The following is an 18234-nucleotide window of genomic DNA, read 5'->3' as shown; positions in this document are numbered from 1 at the left end:
AGTCACGCCTTACATCCGCCATGCGGTGGGCGAGACCGTGAAAGCGGTGCGGAACGGGATCCGGGTTCAACCGGAGCGGGTGATCCATGAAACTCCTTGGAAACAAAGCCACCGTGCTGCCGTTTGCGGTGGCCGTGGCAATGCTGGCCTTCGGCGCGCCGCAGGCTGAAGCACAAGGGTTCTTCGACATGCTTTTCGGCGGCGGCGTCAAACACGCACCGCCGAAAGGTAACTTTCCCCCGCCACCGTCAAAATACAAGCCGAGGCCCAAGGCGCCGGCCGCTTCCGGTGGTGGCGGTGGTGGTGCGCAAATCAGCAGCCCGTCCTATTACACCTACAAGAGCGATCCGCTGGTGCGCGTCGATTTTTCGGCACTGTCGGCAGCGCCTGAACCGGCAACGCCGCAGGATGCTGCGTTCGAGCCGGCGGCCACCGGGGCTGCATTCCGCGAAGCCATTGCCGGGCTCGACGGCTATGACCTCTATGCCGAGAAGGACATCGCCAAGGCGCTGATCGCCTACTACTCAGCCAATCCGGATTTCATCTGGGTGACGGGAACCAGTCCCAGCAGCCGTGCGCAGGATGCGGTGCGGGTGCTGGGCGAAGCCGCGAGCTACGGCCTGACGCCCGCCGACTACACCGTCGAAATTCCGGCAGCAGGCACATCGGCGGGCGATGCCGATGAACGCCTGAAAGAGCTGGTCCGCTTCGAGATGGCGCTGTCGGCACGCGTCCTGCGCTACGCCCGTGACGCACAAAGCGGCCGCGTCGATCCCAACCGCATGACCGGCTACTACGATTTTCCGCCGAAGCCGCTCGACATGGAAGGGGTGCTGAAGACGCTGGCCCATACCCAGCAAGCTCGCACCTACCTCGAATCGCGGCATCCACAGAACGCCGAGTATCAGGCGCTGCGCGTCGAACTGGAAGCGCTCCAGGCCAGCGCCGAAGACGAAATCACCATCGATCCCAATCTGCTGCTGAAGCCGGGGCAGACCAGCCCTGAACTGCCGAAGCTTTTGACAAAGATCGCGCGCAATCTCGATGACGAGATGGGCGGCGCCTATGGCGAGGTCCTGGCGAGGCTCGCCACCAGCGAGGTCTACGATCCGGAGCTGGTGCCGGTGATCAAGGCGGTGCAGAAACGGGCCGGCATGAAAGGCGACGGCGTCATCGGCCCACGTACCGTTGCATCGTTGGCCGGAACGTCCAAGGCCGACAAGGTTCAGAAGGTTCGGGTCGCGCTCGAAGAGTTGCGCTGGCTGCCTTCCGACCTCGGCAGCCCGCGTGTCTTCATCAACCAGCCGGCTTTCACCGCGAGCTATATCGACGATGGCGAGGAGAAGCTGAAGACCCGCGCCGTCGTCGGCAGGCCCACCAACCAGACTGCTTTCTTCTATGACCAGATCGAGCAGGTCGACTTCCATCCCTATTGGGGCGTGCCGCAGTCGATCCTGGTCAATGAGATGCTGCCGCGGCTGCGCCGGGATCCGGGCTATCTCGACCGCGCGGGCTATGAGGTGGTCAATGCGCGCGGTAAGCGCATTCCCTCCTCCTCGGTCAATTGGGGCGCCTATGGCGCGAAGATACCCTACGGCGTGCGCCAGCTGCCGAGCGAGGCCAATGCGCTGGGCGAGTTGAAGATATTGTTCCCCAACAAGCACGCCATCTACATGCATGACACGCCGCAGAAGTCGTTTTTCCAGCGCGACATGCGCGCGCTCAGCCATGGCTGCGTGCGCTTGCAGGATCCGCGCGGTATGGCGGCTGCCGTGCTCGGCACCTCGGTCGACTACATCGAGGACAGACTGAAGCTCGGACATTCGACCGAAGACGTGACACGCAAGATCCCGGTCTATGTCGCCTATTTCACCGCATGGCCGGACCTGTCCGGCAATGTCGAATATTTCAACGACGTATACGGCCGCGACACAAGGCTGCAGCAGGCGCTCGACAGCACGGAAGCGGTGCGTTCGCCGGCAAGCTGAGGAATGCGGGTCTAGCGCTGAAAGAGCGGACGCCGGAAGCCGGCCTCGCGCCCGGCGATCAGCCAATAAACCAGGCCGGCGACAACGCCTGCCGCTGCAATAATACCGACATCGGCCCAGCGCTCCGGGTTCGTATCGTCTGGTACACTGGGCCAGATCAGGGCGAAGCCGCCAACCGCAGCCGCGGCGCCGAAGATCATATGCAGCCAAAAACTGCGCAGCGAGAAAAACTCGGCAATCAGTGCGAAGATCAGCGTCTGCAGGGCAGTCAGCACGATCGTCAGAAAATAGATGAACATGCCGAGCGGCGGCAACAGCAGCACCGCAACGGGGCTGACACCCATGACGTCGAAATAATTCGGCGCATTTGGCAGCGAGCTCAGCCCGCCATAGATCGCCGCCACCGCGATCAGCCCAACCAGTACCGCTATGAAATAACCCGCGAGCATCATCAGAAAGCGTTTCAATACGTGCTTTACCGTCGCCATGCCCACCCCCGCGCGCAATGATAGCACCCAGTCAGCCATCAAAGTCATATCTGCGCAAGGGTGTGCCGAAGGCCCGGGACCTTCGAGGCGCGCCATTTTTTAGAATCTGGACCGTTGGCGGACAGCTTCATTTCGGCGCGGCTGTCACCGGATCATAGGTGATTTCGACTTTGGCCTTGTCGTTCGTGTAATAAATGACGGTGTAGGCGCCGCTGTCCCAATCGATTTCCTTGATGTAGCGGAAGTCGTCGCGCTGCTCGACTTTGGCAATGATTTCCGACAGCTTCTTGGCATTCTGCGCCGGCACCGGATTTTCGTCAGCCGCAAAGGCCGATCCGCCGACAAGCAGCACGGCGGCCGCCAAAACAAGTCTGGACATGGCTTTCCCTCACATCTCGATCACCAGAAACTCGTTTCCATACAGGTTTGTTCCGGGATCGCGGAGCGTTGCGCTACAACGAGGCGCCGTCCGTACCTGATCTATGGCCGCCGAAAGAACAAGGCGACTGCTTAAAATCATGATGCGTCGCCTCAACATCGCGGCCATAACAGTGCCGACGGTCACTCGGGGGTCTACATGCAAATGCGTCATGCCATCATATTTGTACTTTCCATACTTTCCATCCCGTCCGTTTCGATGCCTGTGCAGAAAGCCGAGGCGCTGGAACCTGAACGCTATACGGTCTATTGCGCCGACGACCGTATCGAAGTTTCGTTCTGGGATATCGAGCAGATGAAGGTGCGGGCCGGCTCCAACGTTTGCCAGTTCCAGAGCTACACGAGCTACAGCAGCGCCTTGAATTTCGCCCAAAAGAATTTTGGGGGCGAGGGGGCGACCTGCAGCTGCTAGTGGTAAAAATCTGACGCTTGGTGCCCAATGCGGATTATCTGTTCCGACCCTTTCCGGTCGTACAGATGTGGCAATGTTACGGCGTCAGTTGACCCGTTCCGATCATTGGCCATCTTGCAACCCTTTGAAATCTGGCGCTAGATGGGACATGGGACCATTACTGCGCGAGGTCTCTATGGCAAACACAGAAGAAGGAACGCGCGTAGCAGGAGTTTGGCTTGCGATCGCCTCTATCCTGCTGGCAGGCGCGCTGGTCGGCCATGGGCCGATCGATCCCGATATGGGTCGCCAGATGGGAGTCATCACCGACGACCCTGTCCGATGGGCGATCATCCATTGGGTTTCCGCGGTAGCGCTATCACTGTTCGTCCTGACAGGTCTGATCGTGCTGGCGGCCAGATCGCGCCTCACCGAGGCGTGGTGGACGTTGTCTGCCTGGGGTGTGCTGACTGTCGGCGCCCTCTGGACCATGACGACCGCGGTGGCCGAGGCCACCGTGGTCTCCGCCGCTGCTGCCGCCGGGGACACGGCAACTTTCGAGGCCTGGTGGGCATTTTCCGAAGGAAAGGCCAACGGCTTCATGTTTTTGGCGTTGGCCGTTGCCGTGATCGCTGGCAACGAGGCGCAGACCACTCACCGAGCCACGCCGGTCTGGGCATCGTACATCGCAGTCGTGGCCGGAATTGGAGCCTTCCTCGGTTGGCCCCTGGGCATGTGGCTCGGAGTCACCCTGGGCAGCTTCGTCTGGGTCGTGGCATCACTGGTGATGTCCCTGTGGACACTTTGGTTCGGGTTGGGTTTAGCGCGGACCGTGATCGGGCTGCGGCCTCACAATGGGTGACATCGAGTCCGTAGCGGGAGCGTAGCGAGCGACCCGCTTGATGACCGCGACGGGCGCTCCAGCCGCTCCCAGGCGGCGGGGATTGCTTCGCGCCGCTGAAAAAGGCCTCGACGCGCGAGTTTGCCGAATGGGCGATATGCTTGCAGTGGGCGCGATAAAGCCGCTTCAGCAGCCGGAGCGAAAGGCAGGTTTACCCAGAGCGGGCCTACTGCTTCGGCACCAAGCGTCAGATTTTGACAACTAGCCGCTCTGACTTGGAATTGATTCAGGAAAGCAGATGGTGGGCGATGCAGGGATTGAACCTGCGACCCCACCCGTGTGAAGGGTGTGCTCTCCCGCTGAGCTAATCGCCCGCTCGTTGCCCGAAGGCCAAGCGCGCCGCGATATAAGGGAGGCCGGCCCGCGAAGTCAACCACTTGTCGGTCGGCATCTGGCGGTCCGGACTATGGCCGGCTTCAGCCCTCTGCCGCGGCCATCAGCCCTTGTACCATATCGAGCGTCAGCGAATCGAAATGCGAGATCACCGCCGACGGTTCAAACTCCCGCACATGACGGTCGGTGTAGCCGAAATCGACTGCCACCACCGGAATGCCGGCGGCCTTTGCCGTGTCGATGTCGGTCTGCGAATCACCGACCATCAGTGCACGGTGCGGGTCGCCGCCGGCACGCGCGATGGTCTGCGTGAGATGGCGCGGGTCTGGCTTGCGGAACGGAAAACTGTCCTGGCCGCAGATCGCCGCGAAATGCCTGGTCATGCCGAGCGCCTCGATCAGTGCCACCGAATTGGCCTCGTATTTGTTGGTGCAGATGGCCAGCAGGTACCCGGCCGCCGCGAACCGCGCGATCGCCTCCGGTACGCCCGGGTAGGGGCGCGATTTGCCGGGAATGTTAACGGTGTAATGGTCCAGAAACAGCTTTAGCAGGCGGTCGTGCTCCTCCACTGCCAGCGACCTGTGCTGCGCTGCATGGGCGCGCTCTATCATCACCCGGCCGCCATGGCCGACGAAGCGCTTGAAGCCGGCTTCGTCGACGGCCGTGAGCTGGCTGGCGGCAAGGCTGTGGTTGAGGCTGTCGAGCAGATCCGGCGCCGTGTCGATCAGCGTCCCGTCGAGGTCGAACACGATGATCGGTCGGGTCATGGCCTGTCCTGTGACGATTTGATTGCCGGCAGGCGATAACCGCTGCGGCCCGTTCAGGCAAGCCGGCTTATGCATCGCGGGCAAGGTCCTTTGACCAGCCCGGCAAAAATGCTACGAGCGCCGAAACAAATCTCGGGACCCGGCATGGATGCGAGGCAATTGAAGGTTGAGGCTGCGCGGGCAGCGCTTGCCCATGTCACGGACGGCATGCGGCTCGGCATCGGCACCGGCACGACAGCGGATGAGTTCGTGCGGCTGCTCGCCGACAAGGTCGCCACCGGCCTGACTGTCATCGGCGTGCCGACCTCGGAGCGCACCGCCGTCCTTTGCACCGAGCTTGGTGTGCCGCTGTCGACCCTCGAGGAAACGCCCGAGCTCGACCTCACCATCGACGGCGCCGACGAGATCGATCCGGCGCTGACACTGGTCAAGGGCGGCGGCGGCGCGCTGCTGCGCGAAAAGATCGTCGCGGCGGCCTCCGCCCGCATGATCGTCATCGCCGACAGCTCCAAGATGGTCGAGATGATCGGCCGTTTTCCGCTGCCCATCGAAGTCAACCGATTTGGCCTGCGCGCCACCGAAATTGCAGTTGGCGCAGTGGCTGCAAACCTTGGCCTTTCCGGCCCTGTTACACTGAGGATGACGGGGAGCCAGCCATTTGTTACGGACGGCGGCCATTTTATCCTCGATGCATCTTTTGGCCGCATTCCGGATACAAGAGCGCTTTCGAATGCTCTCCACGCCATTCCGGGCGTGGTCGAGCATGGTCTTTTCATCGGGCTGGCATCAACGGCCATCATAGCCGGTGGCGACGGCATCCAAACCGTCCATGCCGCCCGAAAACCAGGGAGTTTTACCGATCATGATGTTGCATAACCGGGTTGGCCGCTTTTTTGCCATTCTGGCGGCCTCGGCCGTTTTCGCGTTTTCGTCGCCGGCGTTTTCGCAGGATGTCACTGATGCGCATTTGAAGGCGGCGCGCGCCGCGGTCGCGGCGATCCATGCGACGGATACGTTCGACAACATCCTGCCGCAAGCTGCCGCGGCGCTCGAGCAGCAGCTGATCCAGAAGAACCCGGACATGCAGGAACTGATCGCCAAGACGATCAACGAGAAGGCGATGGCCCTGGCATCGCGCCGCGCCGACCTGGAAAAGGAAGCAGCGCTTGCCTATGCAAAAGTGTTCTCGGAAAAGGAACTCACTGAAATCGCCGCCTTCTACAATTCCGATACCGGCAAGAAGCTGCTCGACAACGGCTCGATCGTGACGCGCGAGCTGGTGAAGGCTGCCGACATCTGGCAGAACGGCCTGGCTCGCGATCTCGCCCAGCAGGTAGGCGAGACCCTGGGTGCAGCGGCGAATGCCAAGGCGCCGGCCGCACCTGCCGACGGTGCCGCACCTGCCGACGGTGCCGCCCCGGCCGATGGCGCTGCTCCCGCGGACGCCACACCGAATTGATCGCGGACTTCCGAGCGGCCTGACCGCCACTGGACCAGAAAGCCCGGCAAGTCCGGGCTTTTCTTTTGATGGTCGGCAGCCTACCTGTCTCGGTGTTTGAGGGGCAAGGAGTTCAGCCATGGCCGGTTACGACTACGATCTTTTCGTCATCGGCGGCGGCTCCGGCGGGGTGAGGGCGGCGCGCGTCGCGGCAGCACTCGGCAAGCGGGTCGGCATCGCCGAGGAATACCGCTATGGCGGCACCTGCGTGATCCGCGGCTGTGTGCCGAAAAAGCTCTATGTCTATGCCTCCCAGTTCCCCGAACATTTCGCCGACGCCGCCGGCTATGGCTGGACGGTGCCTGAGGCGCATTTCGACTGGCCGACGCTGGTCGCCAACAAGGACCGCGAAATCAGCCGGCTGGAGGCCATCTACCAGAACAATGTGCAGGGTGCCGGCGGCGAAGTCTTTCACTCACGCGCCGTGCTGGTCGATCCGCATGTGGTGCATCTTCTCGGTGAGGATCGCACCGTTACCGCCGACCAGATCCTGATCGCTACCGGCGGGCGTCCGGCACCGCACCCGGCATTGCCCGGCCATGAGCACTGCATCTTCTCCAACGAGGCCTTCGACCTCAAGGAGCTGCCGAAGGCAATCATGATCGAGGGCGGCGGCTATATCGCCGTCGAATTCGCCAATATCTTTCACGGGCTTGGCGTCGACACGACGCTGGTCTACCGCGGCAAGGAGATCCTCAGCCGTTTCGACATGGACCTCCGACGCATGCTGCACGAGACGATGGAAAAGAAGGGGGTAAGAATTCTCTGCCACGCCGTGTCAGAGTGGGTCAGGAAGCGGCCTGACGGCCGGCTCGACGCGCTTGTCACCGGCGGCACGGTGCTGACGGTCGATCAGGTCATGCTCGCCATCGGCCGCATTCCCAATACCGAGAACATGGGCCTGGAAGGCGTCGGCATCGAGATGACCAAGACCGGGGCAATCCAGGTCGACGGATACTCCCGCACCAATATCGACAACATCTGGGCGATCGGTGACGTCACCCACCGCGTGCAATTGACGCCGGTGGCAATCCACGAGGCGATGTGCTTCGTCGAGACCGCCTTCAAGGACAAGCCGACGGCGCCCGACCACGACACGATCGCGACCGCGGTCTTTTCCCAGCCCGAGATCGGCACGGTCGGCCTGTCGGAGGATGAGGCGGCAAAACGCTTTTCGGATCTCGAAATCTACCGCGCCACCTTCCGGCCAATGCGGCACACGCTTTCCGGCCGCGATGAAAAGATGCTGATGAAGCTGGTCGTCGACGGCGCCTCGAAAAGAGTCCTCGGCGCCCACATCCTCGGGCCGGATGCCGGCGAAATGGCGCAGCTTCTCGGCATACCGCTGAAGGCCGGGCTGACCAAGGATGATTTCGATCGTACCATGGCGGTGCATCCGACCGCGGCGGAAGAACTCGTCACCATGTACAAGCCGACTTACCGGGTGAGAGATGGTGAGCGCGTCTGACGCGACAAGAACCCATCGCGGCAACGGGATTGCCGCGATGGAAGTGCGTGAGTTTTTTTACAGCAGCGTTCCGCGCAGGATCACCAGCGCCACAGAAAAATAAATCACCAACCCGGTGACGTCGACCAGCGTGGCGACGAACGGAGCCGATGCGCTGGCCGGATCGAAGCCGATGCGCTTCAGGGCGAACGGCAGCATCGATCCAGACAGCGAGCCGAAGGTGACGATGCCAACCAGCGTGGCGCCGATCGTCATTGCGATCAGCGGCCAGTGGGGGCCGTAGTCGTAGAAGCCGAGATACTGCCAGAGCGCGATGCGGCAAACGCCGACTACGCCAAGGATCGAGCCAAGCACCAGACCAGTCGGCAGCTCGCGCAGGGCCACCCGCCACCAGTCGCCAAGGCCGATTTCGCGCAGCGCCAGCGCCCGGATGACCAGCGAGGTCGCCTGCGAGCCGGAATTGCCGCCGGAGCTCATGATCAATGGAATGAATAGCGTCAGCACGATCGCCTTTTCCAGCTCGCCCTCGTAGCTCTGCATCGCGTTGGCTGTCAGCATCTCACTGACGAACAGCGCGCATAGCCAACCGGCGCGCTTCTGGATCATCGCCAGAAAGCTCATCTTCATGTAGGGCTCATCCAGAGCTTCCATGCCGCCGAAGCGATGCACGTCCTCGGTCGTTTCCTCGATCATCGTGTCGATGATGTCGTCGATGGTGACAATGCCGAGGAGTTTGCCGTTGTCCACGACCGGGACGGCGAGCAGATCGTATTTCGAGATCAGCTGTGCGACCTTCTCGCTATCGGTCAGCGGCGACACGGTAATAGGCGCGCGATCCGGCGCAACCGCCATGATCAGCTCATCCGGCTCACCGGCAATCAGCCGGCGCAAGCTGGTCGAGCGCAACAGGACATGCGTTTTCGGATCGACGATGTAGATCGCGTAGACGGTTTCGCGTGTCCGCTCCACCTTGCGGATGTAATCCAGCGTGCGGGCCACGCTCCAGTCCGGCGGCACGCTGACATATTCGGTCGTCATGAGCGAGGCGGCGCTGCCCTCGGGATAGCCTAGAATGGCAAGCAGCGTCGCGCGCAGCGGCGGCGCCAGGCCGCCGAGCAGTTCGGAACGAGCCGGTTCGTTCAGATCGCGCAGTATGTCGGCGGCGCGGTCGACCGACATGGCCGCAAGCAGCCTGCCTGCCCTGCTGCGGGGCAGCGCCTCGACCAGTTCGGACGCGCCGTCGAGTTCAGGCTGGTCGAAGATCTCGACCAGCCGCTCGAACGGCACTTCGCAGAGCAGATCCGATGCTGTCTCGCGGGGCTCCTGATTCAAGGCCTCGACGATATCGGCGATGTGTTCGTTGGCAAGCACGCGGGCGATGGCGATAGCATCGCCGCCCGCGACAGGGGAAAACTCGTTCATGGCTCACTCCTTGCCGTCCGGCAGGACGTGAGCCGGTCAGGTCACGTCAAGCGGACGGCGGTTGCGTTCGACTGTGACTGTCGCCAGGCATGGCGCGGTGACCTTTCTGCTCGCGGGTTCGGGTTGGGATCTCTGCGAGCCGGCGCAACATAGGAGCGCGCCTTGCCGAGTCAATCGCGAGAGCGGGTCAAAACGGCGGCAAACCGACTGGATCGCGAGACTGTGATCGGGCTGCGTGGCAGGCTGGCTGGATGCCGGCAGTGGTGCCGCGGCTATCTCTGCTTCAGCCGGCGGGGAAAGCGCAGCCATTTGTCCTCGGCCGGCCGCGTCGGCTGCGTGAGGATGGTGGTGAGCTCGACCGGCAAGCTCGGAACCAGCGGCTTCTTGGTCGCGACGCCGTCGGCGATCGCAACCACGCTGTGGTAGAATTCGGTTCCCGCGACCGATCTCGGCGGCGTCGCCTCATGCATGATCGAGATCACCGTTGCGTCGGGGCAATTGTCCTTGATCGCCTGATGGAAGGCAATTCGTCCTTCAGGATCGAGCGCGCCGGTGGCTTCATCGAGGAACAGCAGTCCGGGCTGCTGCAGCACGATGCGGGCGACGACCAGCTTCTGTTTCTGCCCACCCGAAAGAACCTGATCCCAGATCTTTCCTTCACGGCTCTCATCGGCCAGATGCTCGATGAAGTCGCCGAGGCCGGCCTTGTGCAGGGCGGATGCGACCTGCCGGTCGGCGTAATCATGCTCGGAACCGGGCAGGCAGACAAGCTGCTTCAGCGAGACCTGCTGCAGCTTCACCTCCTGGGCGGCGTAGAAACTCCTGACCCCTTCAGGGAAGACAATGGTGCCGCGGCCATAAGGCCACAGGCCGTTGATCGCCTTGATCAGCGAGGTTTTGCCGCATCCGGATTCGCCCTTCAGGAACGTCCACTCGCCACGCCGGAAGCGCAAGTTTGCAGCGCTCAGGAACGGGGTGGCGTCCTCGCCCTGATGCGCCAATTCGAGCTTCTGGATGGTCAGGCCGAACACCGGGTTCTGGCGGTCGTAACGAAAATCGGAGCGGCCGGTCAGCCCGTAGAATTCCTGCGGGTGCTGGACGTTTTCGATCGCATTTGCGAGTTCGGTGACTCGCTGGCTGTTGGCCCGCACCGCGGCGATGGCAGGCATGACGTGGATGAACCATGAACACTGGCTGATCAGTGAATTGACCATTTCAGAGCCAGTTATGTAACCCTTGAGATCGAACCCGTTGTGGATGAACGGCACTAGCCCAGGCCCGTAGGCCACAATGCGGGCGCCGATGAAATTGTAGATCAGCTCGAACGAATTGTAGCCTGTGTTGACGATGTTCAGCCGCGCCCAGGTGCGGTCGATGTCGACATAGCGCTGGCTGTGCACCGTCTTCTGCACGTTCTCGCCTTGCGATGCGGCGACATGAAAACTGCGGCGTAGGAACGTGATCAGCTCGCCGCGATAGCTGCCTTCGGCCTGCTGCATTCTGACATTGAGCCGTTCCAGCAGCCTGCCCAGCTTGACCGCGATCCAGGTGTTCAACGGCACGTAGGTGGCGACTGCCAGAAACGCGAGGACGGCGCTGCCATAGCTGCCGAGGAACTCCAACCCTTTGACCTCCGCCGAGTGTGCAAGCAGTTGCTGGCCGACGAAATACAATGAAGTAGCAACGGCCAGGACCCCCATGGCGAGGCCGATGGCTCCGCCCGTCATATCCTTGATCGATTCCTGGATGCGCTGGTCGATATTGTCGGGAGCGGCGGCGCCTGACGAACCATGCTGAGCGTGGAAATGCGTGTGATTGGAATCAAGCAGGGCTTCGTTGAACTGGCTGTCGAGCCAGCCTCGCCATTTGCGATGCAACGTTGCGGATACCAGGCTGCGGATACCGGTAAAACCCGCATCTTTGAGCACGACCAGGAGGACAAGTATCCCGGCATTGGTCAGCAATGTCTGAAGCGGCGTGGTGTTTGCGGCATCGTGGAAAAAGGCGATCGAGTTGACCAGCTCTCCGGATGCTACGGCAAACCATACGCCTGCCTTGCTGGAGAGCGCGGTGAGCAGGGCGATCACCAGTGTCAGCGTCCAGGCTTCCACCCAACGGTCTGAGAACCAGTAGGCCCGCATCAGTCCCCAGAAGCTGCGCATCGACGATACGGGCGTCAGGGGCGACTGCCTTGCGGCACCGCGGAGCCATTTTTCCGATATTGAATGTCGCGTTGGTCTATCGACCCGAATCACTAATCCCGCCCAAACGGTTTTTCTTTTGTTACGGACAGTAACACCAATTGATCATTTTCCATTAGCTTTTCTCCAACCGCAGGTGGATTGGCTGGCCGGCCGTTGCAGTGGAGCAACAGAATGAATGCTCACGGCGCTAAGCTGTCACGTTTCGAGGGGCGGAATATCAACGCAATTTCAAACAGTTACTTGCCCGCCCCAGAGCAGGTAGACACCTTCCCCTAGGGAAGGTCTTCACACAGCTTTGTGAACATAGAAGCGCCGTCCAGCAGTCGATTTTCACAAGCTGAACCGATCTTCAGCCCGCCTTTACGGTCAGGTCCGACCTCGTCGGTGGCCAGAACGTGACCGTATGATTCGTGGTTGAAGCCGCCTTGTCACGAACCCGTAATCAGCCAAGCAATGACTTCTCCGGCACAGTCTAGGATGCGGACCAACATCCATTAGACCATGCTTTTTTAGAGCGCGAACAAAACTGCGTTTGACAATGATGCGCTACGGATCGAACCTGCCGGGGCGCATCCACGTTTGAACCGGGGGGAGTTCTTCATGCTTGCACGGACTTTTTTTGCCGCGATGCTCGCAACATTTGCCTGGCTGCCGCAAACATATGCCGGCAGCCAGACCGTTCCTGCAAACGCCGAGGGGCAGGTCGAGTTCAACACTCCGTCCGGCAATATCGGCTGCATCTATACGCCGAAGGGCGGCACCAGCACCTACGAGCCGCAGGATGGCGGACCGGAGCTGAGCTGTTCGCGTGTCGAGCCCAGCTACATCACCATCATCCTCGGGCCGAAACGCCCGGCGACGCTGATCAAGTATCCGGGCGAGCAAGGCTGCTGCGGCGACGTCACCAAGCTGGCCTACGGCAATAGCTGGAGCAAGGGGCCGTTTTCCTGCCAGTCATCCACCAAGGGATTGACCTGCACCGGCAAGCATGGCCATGGCTTTTTCGTCAGCAAGGCCAAGGTGACGGTGAAATAGTCCGGCTCAGTTGGCCGTTTCCAGCTCGCCGCGTGCCTTGGCCGCTGCAACCTGGCGGATCGCATCGGCAAGCGTATCGGCGTCCTGGGCTCCCATTACGGCATATTTGCCCTCAAGCAGAAAGCACGGCACGCCCGATATGCCCATGCGCGAAGCGGTGGCGATTTCGGTGCGCACCGCCTCGACATCAGCGTCGGTCGGCAGCAGCGTTTCGACCACGGAGGCATCCATGCCGGCCTCGCGGGCGGCTTCGATCAGCACGGCATGATCGCCGAGATTGGCGCCTTCCTCGAAATTCAGCTGGAACAGCCGGCGCACCAGCCGGTTCTGAACGGCCTCGCCGGCAGTCCCGGCCCAGCGAATGAGCCGGTGCGCATCCAGCGTATTGGGCGCGACCTTGATGGCGTCGAAGGCAAAGGAAATCCCTTCAGCCTCGCCCAACGGCTCGATCCGGGCATGGATTTCGCGGATGCGTTGCTCGCTGCCGAATTTCGCCACCATGTAGTCGCGGCGGTTCTTGCCTTCGGGCGGAATCGTCGGGTCGAGCTGGAAGGGCCGCCAGCGGATGTGAACGTCGATATCGACGGCGGCAATCGCCTTGTCGAGCCGTTTCTGGCCGATAAAGCACCAGGGGCAGACGACGTCGGAGACCACATCGACGGTAATCGAGTTCTCGTCGTTCATCTTGATCTCCTGTTCTGAAGAGGTCACTTCGGTTTGCGCCACCAGGTCGGCAACTGATAACCGTATATGGGCGTCTTTTGCGGATGTTCCAGATAGTTCCAATAAGCGAGCCATTGCCGGTTGTTGTGCTGCGTCGGCACCATGTAGTTACCGGAGATCAACAGCCGGTCGAGGACGCGGACGGCGGCGACATAGTCCTCCTTCGAGCGAGCTCTCAACATCGCCTCGATCGCCGCGTCCACCGCCGGATCGGCGACGCCGGCGAGGTTGAACGAGCCTTCGGCCTTGGCGGCAGCGGATCCCCAGCGCCCGGTTTGCTCGATACCGGGCGACAGCGAGTTGTTGAAACCGGTCGAGCCGACCAGCACCTCGAAATCGAAACGCTGCTTGCGCGACTGGATCTGATCACCGTCGAGGCTGCGGATACCGACATCGATGCCGAGCTTCTCAAGCGTGCGCTGATAGATAGCGGCAAGTCGCTCTTCGTCCTGCGAGGCGGTCAGGATCTCGAAACCGAACGGCTTTCCCTCGGGATCGAGCATCGCGCCGTCCTGCACCGTATAGCCTGCGCTCTTCAGCAGCTCGAATGCGGCCTTCAGCACCTTGCGGTCCTGGCCAGAGCCGTCGGTGACAGACGGCCTGTAGGTGCCGTCCATGACATCTGCAGGCACGCGGCCGGGGTAGGGGGCCAGCAGGGCCTTTTCCTTTTCGCTGGCCGGGTGGCCGAGCGCGGAGAGTTCGGAATTCTGCCAAAAGCTCATCGTTCGCGTGTATTTGCCGCCGAATAGATTCTTGTTGGCCCATTCGAAATCGTAGAGCATGCCGAGCGCACGCCGCACGACCGGATTGGAAAATTTGGGCAGCCGCGTGTTGAACAGAAAACCGTTGACCACCGGCGGAATGCCGGTGTCGAAAGTTTCGGCGATGACCTCGCCCCGGTGGAAGGCCGGAAAGTCGAGATCGCGCTCGCGTTTGACCGGGTCGCTGTCGTCGTCGATGGCGCAGATGCCTTTCTTGAACGCTTCCTGCTTGGCGTTGGCGTTGAGGAAATATTCGATGGTGATCTGGTCGTAATTGTCGAAGCCGCGCTTGGACGAAACGTCCTTGCCCCAATAGTCCGGATTGCGCTTGAACACGATGCGCTGGCCGGGCACGACTTGCGCCACCGTGTAAGGGCCGCTGCCGGCCACCGGCTTCAGCGTGGTCCTGTCGAATGTGTCCTTGTTGAAAGCGTGTTTCGGGATGATCGGCGTCAGCGCAATGATCAGCGGAAATTCGCGGTCGGCCTTGTCGTTGAAGGTGAAGCGCACGCTGCGGTCGCCGGTCTTTTCGAGCTTGGCAATCGCTTTCATCCGCTGGCTGTAAGGTGGCCGGCCCTTCTCGGTGAAGACGTCATAGGTGAACAACACGTCTTCCGGCGTCACCGGTTCGCCGTCCGACCATTTGGCCCTGGGATCGAGGTGGAATTCGATGCCCTTGCGCTCGGGATCCATGTCGGCGGTATCGGCTAGCAGGCCGTAGAGACTGAAGGCCTCGTCGTAGTTGCGCTGCATCAACGGCTCGAAGACGAGATTGCCAAAGGCTTGATCCATCATGCCGCGCGCCGTCGTGCGCAGGCTTTTCAGGATGAATGGATTCAGATTGTCGAAGCTGCCGACGACGCAATAGGTAATGCTGCCGCCCTTCGGCGCGTCGGGGTTGACGTAGTTGAAATGCTTGTAGTCGGCCGGCAGCGCCGGCTCGCCCTGCATGGCAAGCGCGTGCTTCGGTTCCGACAGGGCCGGTTGCAGGGAAAGGCCGACAAACAACATTGTGGCGATCAGCCAAATGACAACGCGGCCCATGACCGTCTCCTTCCCGATTCGATGCGCAGCATACATGAGCCGGTCGTGCACCGGCCAACCCCCTGAGCCAATCCTTCGGCCAAGATTCGCGAGGCTCGGGCTGGATTCGGCATCGCTTGCAGTGTAACACGCCGTCCGAAGTCATTCTGTTGCCTCATTTCGGCAACAGGTAGCTGGACCACACGGCGCGAAAAAGCCGGTTCCGGGATCATTTGAGAGGAATGCACGACATGACCAGCCTGAACAGCAACGCGTACCGCCTGTCGGTCATGGCCGCTGGCGTGGTCGGCATTCTCGGCGCCGGGATTCCCGCTGCTTCCGCGCAGCAGCAACAGCAGATTCCGCAAGGCTGGTTCAAGGCCTGCACCAAGCAGGAAGACGTCGACATCTGCAATGTCCAGAACATCACCACCGCCGGCAACGGCCAGCTCATCACCGGCGTCAGCCTGATCGAATTGAAGGGCAAGGTGAACCGCAAGGTGTTCCAGGTGACGGTTCCGACCGGCCGGCTGGTTCCTCCCGGCATCGGCCTCCAGATCGACGGCGGCAAGGCGCAGAAGCTCGACTATGTGATCTGCTTCCCGGACCGCTGCGTGGCGGAAGTGCCGCTGACCGATCAGCTCGTCGCATCCTTCAAGAAGGGATCGGCGCTGACACTAACCTCGATCAATTTCCAGAACCAGCCGAATCCGATCAAGATTGCGCTGACCGGCTTCAGCGGCGCCTTCGACGGCCCGCCGCTGCAGCAGTCGGACATCGAGGACCGGCAGAAGAAGCTCCAGGAGTTCGTCGCCAAGAACAACCAGGATTTTGCCAAGAAGCTCAAGGAAGAGCAGGAAAAGGCGAAGGCCGCAAACTGATCGACGGGTTTTCGAACCAAAAAAAGCGGGGTTCATGCCCCGCTTTTTTTGTTTGGACCGGCCGTTTGTCGGGTCCAGCCATGTCTCAAGCCTGTCCCAGCTCCCAGCCATATCCCGACTAAGTCAATGTCTCAATTGGTGCTTCGGTTCGTAGCGCCCGTCCGGCCTCTTCTCGAACATCTCACCTATCTGTGGATGCCGGACCGGTTCGCCCGACCGGTCCTCGAGCAAATTCTGCTCGGACACATAGGCGATGTATTCCGTTTCCGAATTCTCGGCGAGCAGATGATAGAAGGGCTGGTCCTTGCGCGGTCGCACGTCAGCGGGGATCGCCTCGTACCATTCGTCGGTGTTGGCGAATTGCGGGTCGACATCGAAAATGACACCACGGAACGGAAACAGCCGGTGGCGAACCACCTGTCCGATCGAGAATTTGGCTGTCTTCATCGCACTCACCACTTGAACTTCTTGGACGCCACGCATCCTGGAACACGCAAGGAACGCTCCAAGACTTTAGACTCTAACGCATCGGTCCGGCAAAGATTGGTCCAGACCTTGCCGTCGACATGTTCGTTATTTGGCGCAGACTCTGCGTCAATTCAATCCCGAAGCGCGTGACGCCGGGTTGAGTTCGCAAGATGCGGAGCAAGGGCGGTACCCAAGATCGCTAGCGCTCAGCCGGTTTTCGCAATCCACCAAAAAATGCCGCAAAACCGCTGCCGGGTCGCAGACCCTCGCGCATAAAAAACGCCCGCAACGGCGCAAACCCTTCAAGCACACCAAGACCAGCGCTGCGCGCCAACTGGGCCGGCAGCATGTCGGAAAGCAACGACATGTTGAGCAGGTTGACCGCGCTACTGCGCGCCAGGATGTCCGGCCGCCGCTTGAAATCATAGGTCGCAAGCGCCTTGGCGGCGCCCGGGTCCGAGCGATTTCTGCTTGCGGTACCAATCAGGTCGTCGATGTCCCTGATGCCGAGATTAAGGCCTTGCGCGCCGATTGGGGGAAACACATGGGCGGCTTCGCCGACAAGCGCCACGCGGTCCTGCGCAAACCGCCACGGGCTCACCGCTGAAAGGGGGTAGACCTGTCGGCCGGGCTCAACCGACACGCGGCCCAGCATCGATTGCATCCGCTGTTCGACCCGCGTCGAAAGCTCGGCGTCGTCAAGTGCTGCAAGGTCCCTGGCGGTATCGGGCTCGAGCACCCAGACAAGGCTGGACCGGTTGCCGGGCAGGGGAACCTGTGTGAACGGACCGGTCTCGGTGTGGAATTCGGTCGAAGTAAAGGCATGGTCGCTGCGGTGACCGAAATTGAGCACCAGCGCCGCCTGCGGATAGGATCGGACCGATGTCCGGATGCCGGCTGCCTCGCGGGCCGGCGACTGACGGCCATCGGCGGCAACCGCCAACGACGCCTCAATCTCGCTGCCGTCGGCGAGAACGGCATGGGCATGGTCGGCATCGAGGCGCCATGCCTCCACCATCGACTTTCGCCACTCGATGCCCGCATGCGCGCCGACAGCCTCGGCTAGCGCGCGGTTGAGAACGCTGTTGGGCACGTTCAGTCCGAATTGCTCTTCGTCGATCTCGCTGGCGCGAAAGGTCACTGTCGGGCCGCGGATCAGCCGGCTTGTTGCATCGACGATGCGCATCACCTTGAGCGGCGCTGCGTGCGGCCTGATTCTATCCAGGATCCCGAGCCGTTCTAACATCCTCAGGGCAGGGTTCATCAAGGCTGTCGTCCGGGCATCGGGGCCGGCTGCCTCGGGTCCGACGAGCGTCACCGGAAAGCCGGTCTCGGCAAAGCCAAGCGCCGCGATCAGCCCTGCGGGGCCGCTGCCGGCAACGAGTATCCGTGCTGTTTCCCGATGATCCAAATTCGGCTTCCCGATTGCGAGGTGAGGCCTATCC

The 18234-nt window shown here is 61.5% G+C and carries 17 protein-coding genes and 1 tRNA gene; 8 read left to right on the top strand and 10 right to left on the bottom strand.

Going from position 1 to position 18234, the window contains the following annotated elements:
- Positions 1-86: 86 nt before the first annotated feature.
- Positions 87-1988, top strand: a complete 1902-nt coding sequence (locus X760_RS46715) for a murein L,D-transpeptidase (protein WP_023717621.1) — start codon at positions 87-89, stop codon at positions 1986-1988.
- A gap of 11 nt (positions 1989-1999) precedes the next feature.
- Here the strand turns inward: X760_RS46715 and X760_RS46710 are convergent, their stop codons facing one another.
- Together X760_RS46710 and X760_RS46705 are read right to left on the bottom strand one after the other, a co-directional pair.
- A complete protein-coding gene (locus tag X760_RS46710; RefSeq protein WP_023717620.1) occupies positions 2000-2476 on the bottom strand; it encodes a hypothetical protein in 477 nt (158 codons plus the stop codon).
- A gap of 127 nt (positions 2477-2603) precedes the next feature.
- Positions 2604-2855 carry a PepSY domain-containing protein gene (locus X760_RS46705; RefSeq protein ID WP_023717619.1) on the bottom strand — a complete coding sequence of 84 codons (252 nt, stop codon included), beginning with the start codon at positions 2853-2855 and terminating at the stop codon, positions 2604-2606.
- Between the two features lie 198 nt (positions 2856-3053).
- Here X760_RS46705 and X760_RS46700 point away from each other — a divergent pair, with 198 nt between their 5' ends.
- Positions 3054-3326 carry a hypothetical protein gene (locus X760_RS46700; protein WP_051409612.1) on the top strand — a complete coding sequence of 91 codons (273 nt, stop codon included), beginning with the start codon at positions 3054-3056 and terminating at the stop codon, positions 3324-3326.
- Positions 3327-3501: 175 nt separating this feature from the next.
- On the top strand, positions 3502-4167 hold the full coding sequence (locus X760_RS46695; RefSeq protein ID WP_156948025.1) for a hypothetical protein: 666 nt from the start codon (positions 3502-3504) through the stop codon (positions 4165-4167).
- A 278-nt stretch (positions 4168-4445) separates the two neighbouring features.
- On the opposite strand, the gene X760_RS46690 is transcribed toward X760_RS46695, so the two are convergent.
- Positions 4446-4520 (bottom strand) — tRNA-Val (locus X760_RS46690).
- 102 nt (positions 4521-4622) lie between these two features.
- A complete protein-coding gene (locus tag X760_RS46685) occupies positions 4623-5306 on the bottom strand; it encodes a phosphoglycolate phosphatase (RefSeq protein ID WP_023717616.1) in 684 nt (227 codons plus the stop codon).
- 144 nt (positions 5307-5450) lie between these two features.
- Between X760_RS46685 and rpiA the strand changes: the two genes are divergently transcribed.
- The 3 genes from rpiA to gor all read left to right on the top strand — a co-directional run bounded on the left by rpiA (position 5451) and on the right by gor (position 8272).
- Positions 5451-6182: a ribose-5-phosphate isomerase RpiA gene (gene rpiA, locus X760_RS46680; RefSeq protein WP_023717615.1), complete on the top strand. Its 732-nt coding sequence runs from the start codon at positions 5451-5453 to the stop codon at positions 6180-6182.
- On the top strand, positions 6169-6765 hold the full coding sequence (locus X760_RS46675; protein ID WP_023717614.1) for a DUF2059 domain-containing protein: 597 nt from the start codon (positions 6169-6171) through the stop codon (positions 6763-6765). Before rpiA ends, X760_RS46675 begins: the two co-directional genes overlap by 14 nt.
- Positions 6766-6883: 118 nt before the next feature.
- Positions 6884-8272 (top strand): glutathione-disulfide reductase, encoded by a 1389-nt coding sequence (gor, locus tag X760_RS46670; RefSeq protein ID WP_023717613.1) that lies wholly within the window; start codon positions 6884-6886, stop codon positions 8270-8272.
- Between the two features lie 57 nt (positions 8273-8329).
- Here gor and mgtE read toward each other — a convergent pair whose 3' ends face one another.
- Positions 8330-9694 carry a magnesium transporter gene (mgtE, locus tag X760_RS46665; RefSeq protein ID WP_023717612.1) on the bottom strand — a complete coding sequence of 455 codons (1365 nt, stop codon included), beginning with the start codon at positions 9692-9694 and terminating at the stop codon, positions 8330-8332.
- Positions 9695-9966: 272 nt separating this feature from the next.
- Positions 9967-11856, bottom strand: coding sequence for an ABC transporter ATP-binding protein/permease (locus X760_RS46660; RefSeq protein WP_023717611.1), 1890 nt, complete (start codon positions 11854-11856; stop codon positions 9967-9969).
- Positions 11857-12498: 642 nt separating this feature from the next.
- Between X760_RS46660 and X760_RS46655 the strand changes: the two genes are divergently transcribed.
- Positions 12499-12933, top strand: coding sequence for a hypothetical protein (locus X760_RS46655; RefSeq protein ID WP_023717610.1), 435 nt, complete (start codon positions 12499-12501; stop codon positions 12931-12933).
- A gap of 6 nt (positions 12934-12939) precedes the next feature.
- Here X760_RS46655 and X760_RS46650 read toward each other — a convergent pair whose 3' ends face one another.
- Together X760_RS46650 and X760_RS46645 are read right to left on the bottom strand one after the other, a co-directional pair.
- On the bottom strand, positions 12940-13617 hold the full coding sequence (locus X760_RS46650; protein ID WP_023717609.1) for a DsbA family protein: 678 nt from the start codon (positions 13615-13617) through the stop codon (positions 12940-12942).
- 23 nt (positions 13618-13640) lie between these two features.
- Positions 13641-15461 carry an extracellular solute-binding protein gene (locus X760_RS46645; RefSeq protein ID WP_023717608.1) on the bottom strand — a complete coding sequence of 607 codons (1821 nt, stop codon included), beginning with the start codon at positions 15459-15461 and terminating at the stop codon, positions 13641-13643.
- 230 nt (positions 15462-15691) lie between these two features.
- Here X760_RS46645 and X760_RS46640 point away from each other — a divergent pair, with 230 nt between their 5' ends.
- The gene (locus X760_RS46640) at positions 15692-16321 is read left to right on the top strand and encodes an invasion associated locus B family protein (protein WP_023717607.1); all 630 of its coding nucleotides are present in this window, start codon (positions 15692-15694) and stop codon (positions 16319-16321) included.
- A 123-nt stretch (positions 16322-16444) separates the two neighbouring features.
- Here X760_RS46640 and hspQ read toward each other — a convergent pair whose 3' ends face one another.
- Both hspQ and X760_RS46630 read right to left on the bottom strand, forming a co-directional pair.
- A complete protein-coding gene (gene hspQ, locus X760_RS46635) occupies positions 16445-16768 on the bottom strand; it encodes a heat shock protein HspQ (protein WP_023717606.1) in 324 nt (107 codons plus the stop codon).
- A gap of 220 nt (positions 16769-16988) precedes the next feature.
- The gene (locus X760_RS46630) at positions 16989-18200 is read right to left on the bottom strand and encodes a UbiH/UbiF family hydroxylase (RefSeq protein WP_023717605.1); all 1212 of its coding nucleotides are present in this window, start codon (positions 18198-18200) and stop codon (positions 16989-16991) included.
- Between the last annotated feature and the right edge of the window lie 34 nt (positions 18201-18234).

It is taken from the genome of Mesorhizobium sp. LSHC420B00 (assembly GCF_000503055.1).
Classification (GTDB): Bacteria; Pseudomonadota; Alphaproteobacteria; order Rhizobiales; family Rhizobiaceae; genus Mesorhizobium.
The sequence above is the reverse complement of the archived record's forward strand: the minus strand, read 5'-3'. Positions and strand labels throughout refer to the sequence as shown.

Bases quoted from the DNA above. Each gene is read 5' to 3' on its own strand.
- X760_RS46660 (WP_023717611.1), bottom strand. From the start codon at position 11,856: ATGCGCAGCTTCTGGGGACTGATGCGGGCCTACTGGTTCTCAGACCGT.
- X760_RS46695 (WP_156948025.1), top strand. From the start codon at position 3,502: ATGGCAAACACAGAAGAAGGAACGCGCGTAGCAGGAGTTTGGCTTGCG.
- X760_RS46685 (WP_023717616.1), bottom strand. From the start codon at position 5,306: ATGACCCGACCGATCATCGTGTTCGACCTCGACGGGACGCTGATCGAC.
- X760_RS46700 (WP_051409612.1), top strand. From the start codon at position 3,054: ATGCAAATGCGTCATGCCATCATATTTGTACTTTCCATACTTTCCATC.
- hspQ (WP_023717606.1), bottom strand. From the start codon at position 16,768: ATGAAGACAGCCAAATTCTCGATCGGACAGGTGGTTCGCCACCGGCTG.
- X760_RS46650 (WP_023717609.1), bottom strand. From the start codon at position 13,617: ATGAACGACGAGAACTCGATTACCGTCGATGTGGTCTCCGACGTCGTC.
- X760_RS46675 (WP_023717614.1), top strand. From the start codon at position 6,169: ATGATGTTGCATAACCGGGTTGGCCGCTTTTTTGCCATTCTGGCGGCC.
- rpiA (WP_023717615.1), top strand. From the start codon at position 5,451: ATGGATGCGAGGCAATTGAAGGTTGAGGCTGCGCGGGCAGCGCTTGCC.
- X760_RS46645 (WP_023717608.1), bottom strand. From the start codon at position 15,461: ATGGGCCGCGTTGTCATTTGGCTGATCGCCACAATGTTGTTTGTCGGC.
- gor (WP_023717613.1), top strand. From the start codon at position 6,884: ATGGCCGGTTACGACTACGATCTTTTCGTCATCGGCGGCGGCTCCGGC.
- X760_RS46640 (WP_023717607.1), top strand. From the start codon at position 15,692: ATGACCAGCCTGAACAGCAACGCGTACCGCCTGTCGGTCATGGCCGCT.
- X760_RS46705 (WP_023717619.1), bottom strand. From the start codon at position 2,855: ATGTCCAGACTTGTTTTGGCGGCCGCCGTGCTGCTTGTCGGCGGATCG.
- X760_RS46710 (WP_023717620.1), bottom strand. From the start codon at position 2,476: ATGGCGACGGTAAAGCACGTATTGAAACGCTTTCTGATGATGCTCGCG.
- X760_RS46655 (WP_023717610.1), top strand. From the start codon at position 12,499: ATGCTTGCACGGACTTTTTTTGCCGCGATGCTCGCAACATTTGCCTGG.
- mgtE (WP_023717612.1), bottom strand. From the start codon at position 9,694: ATGAACGAGTTTTCCCCTGTCGCGGGCGGCGATGCTATCGCCATCGCC.
- X760_RS46715 (WP_023717621.1), top strand. From the start codon at position 87: ATGAAACTCCTTGGAAACAAAGCCACCGTGCTGCCGTTTGCGGTGGCC.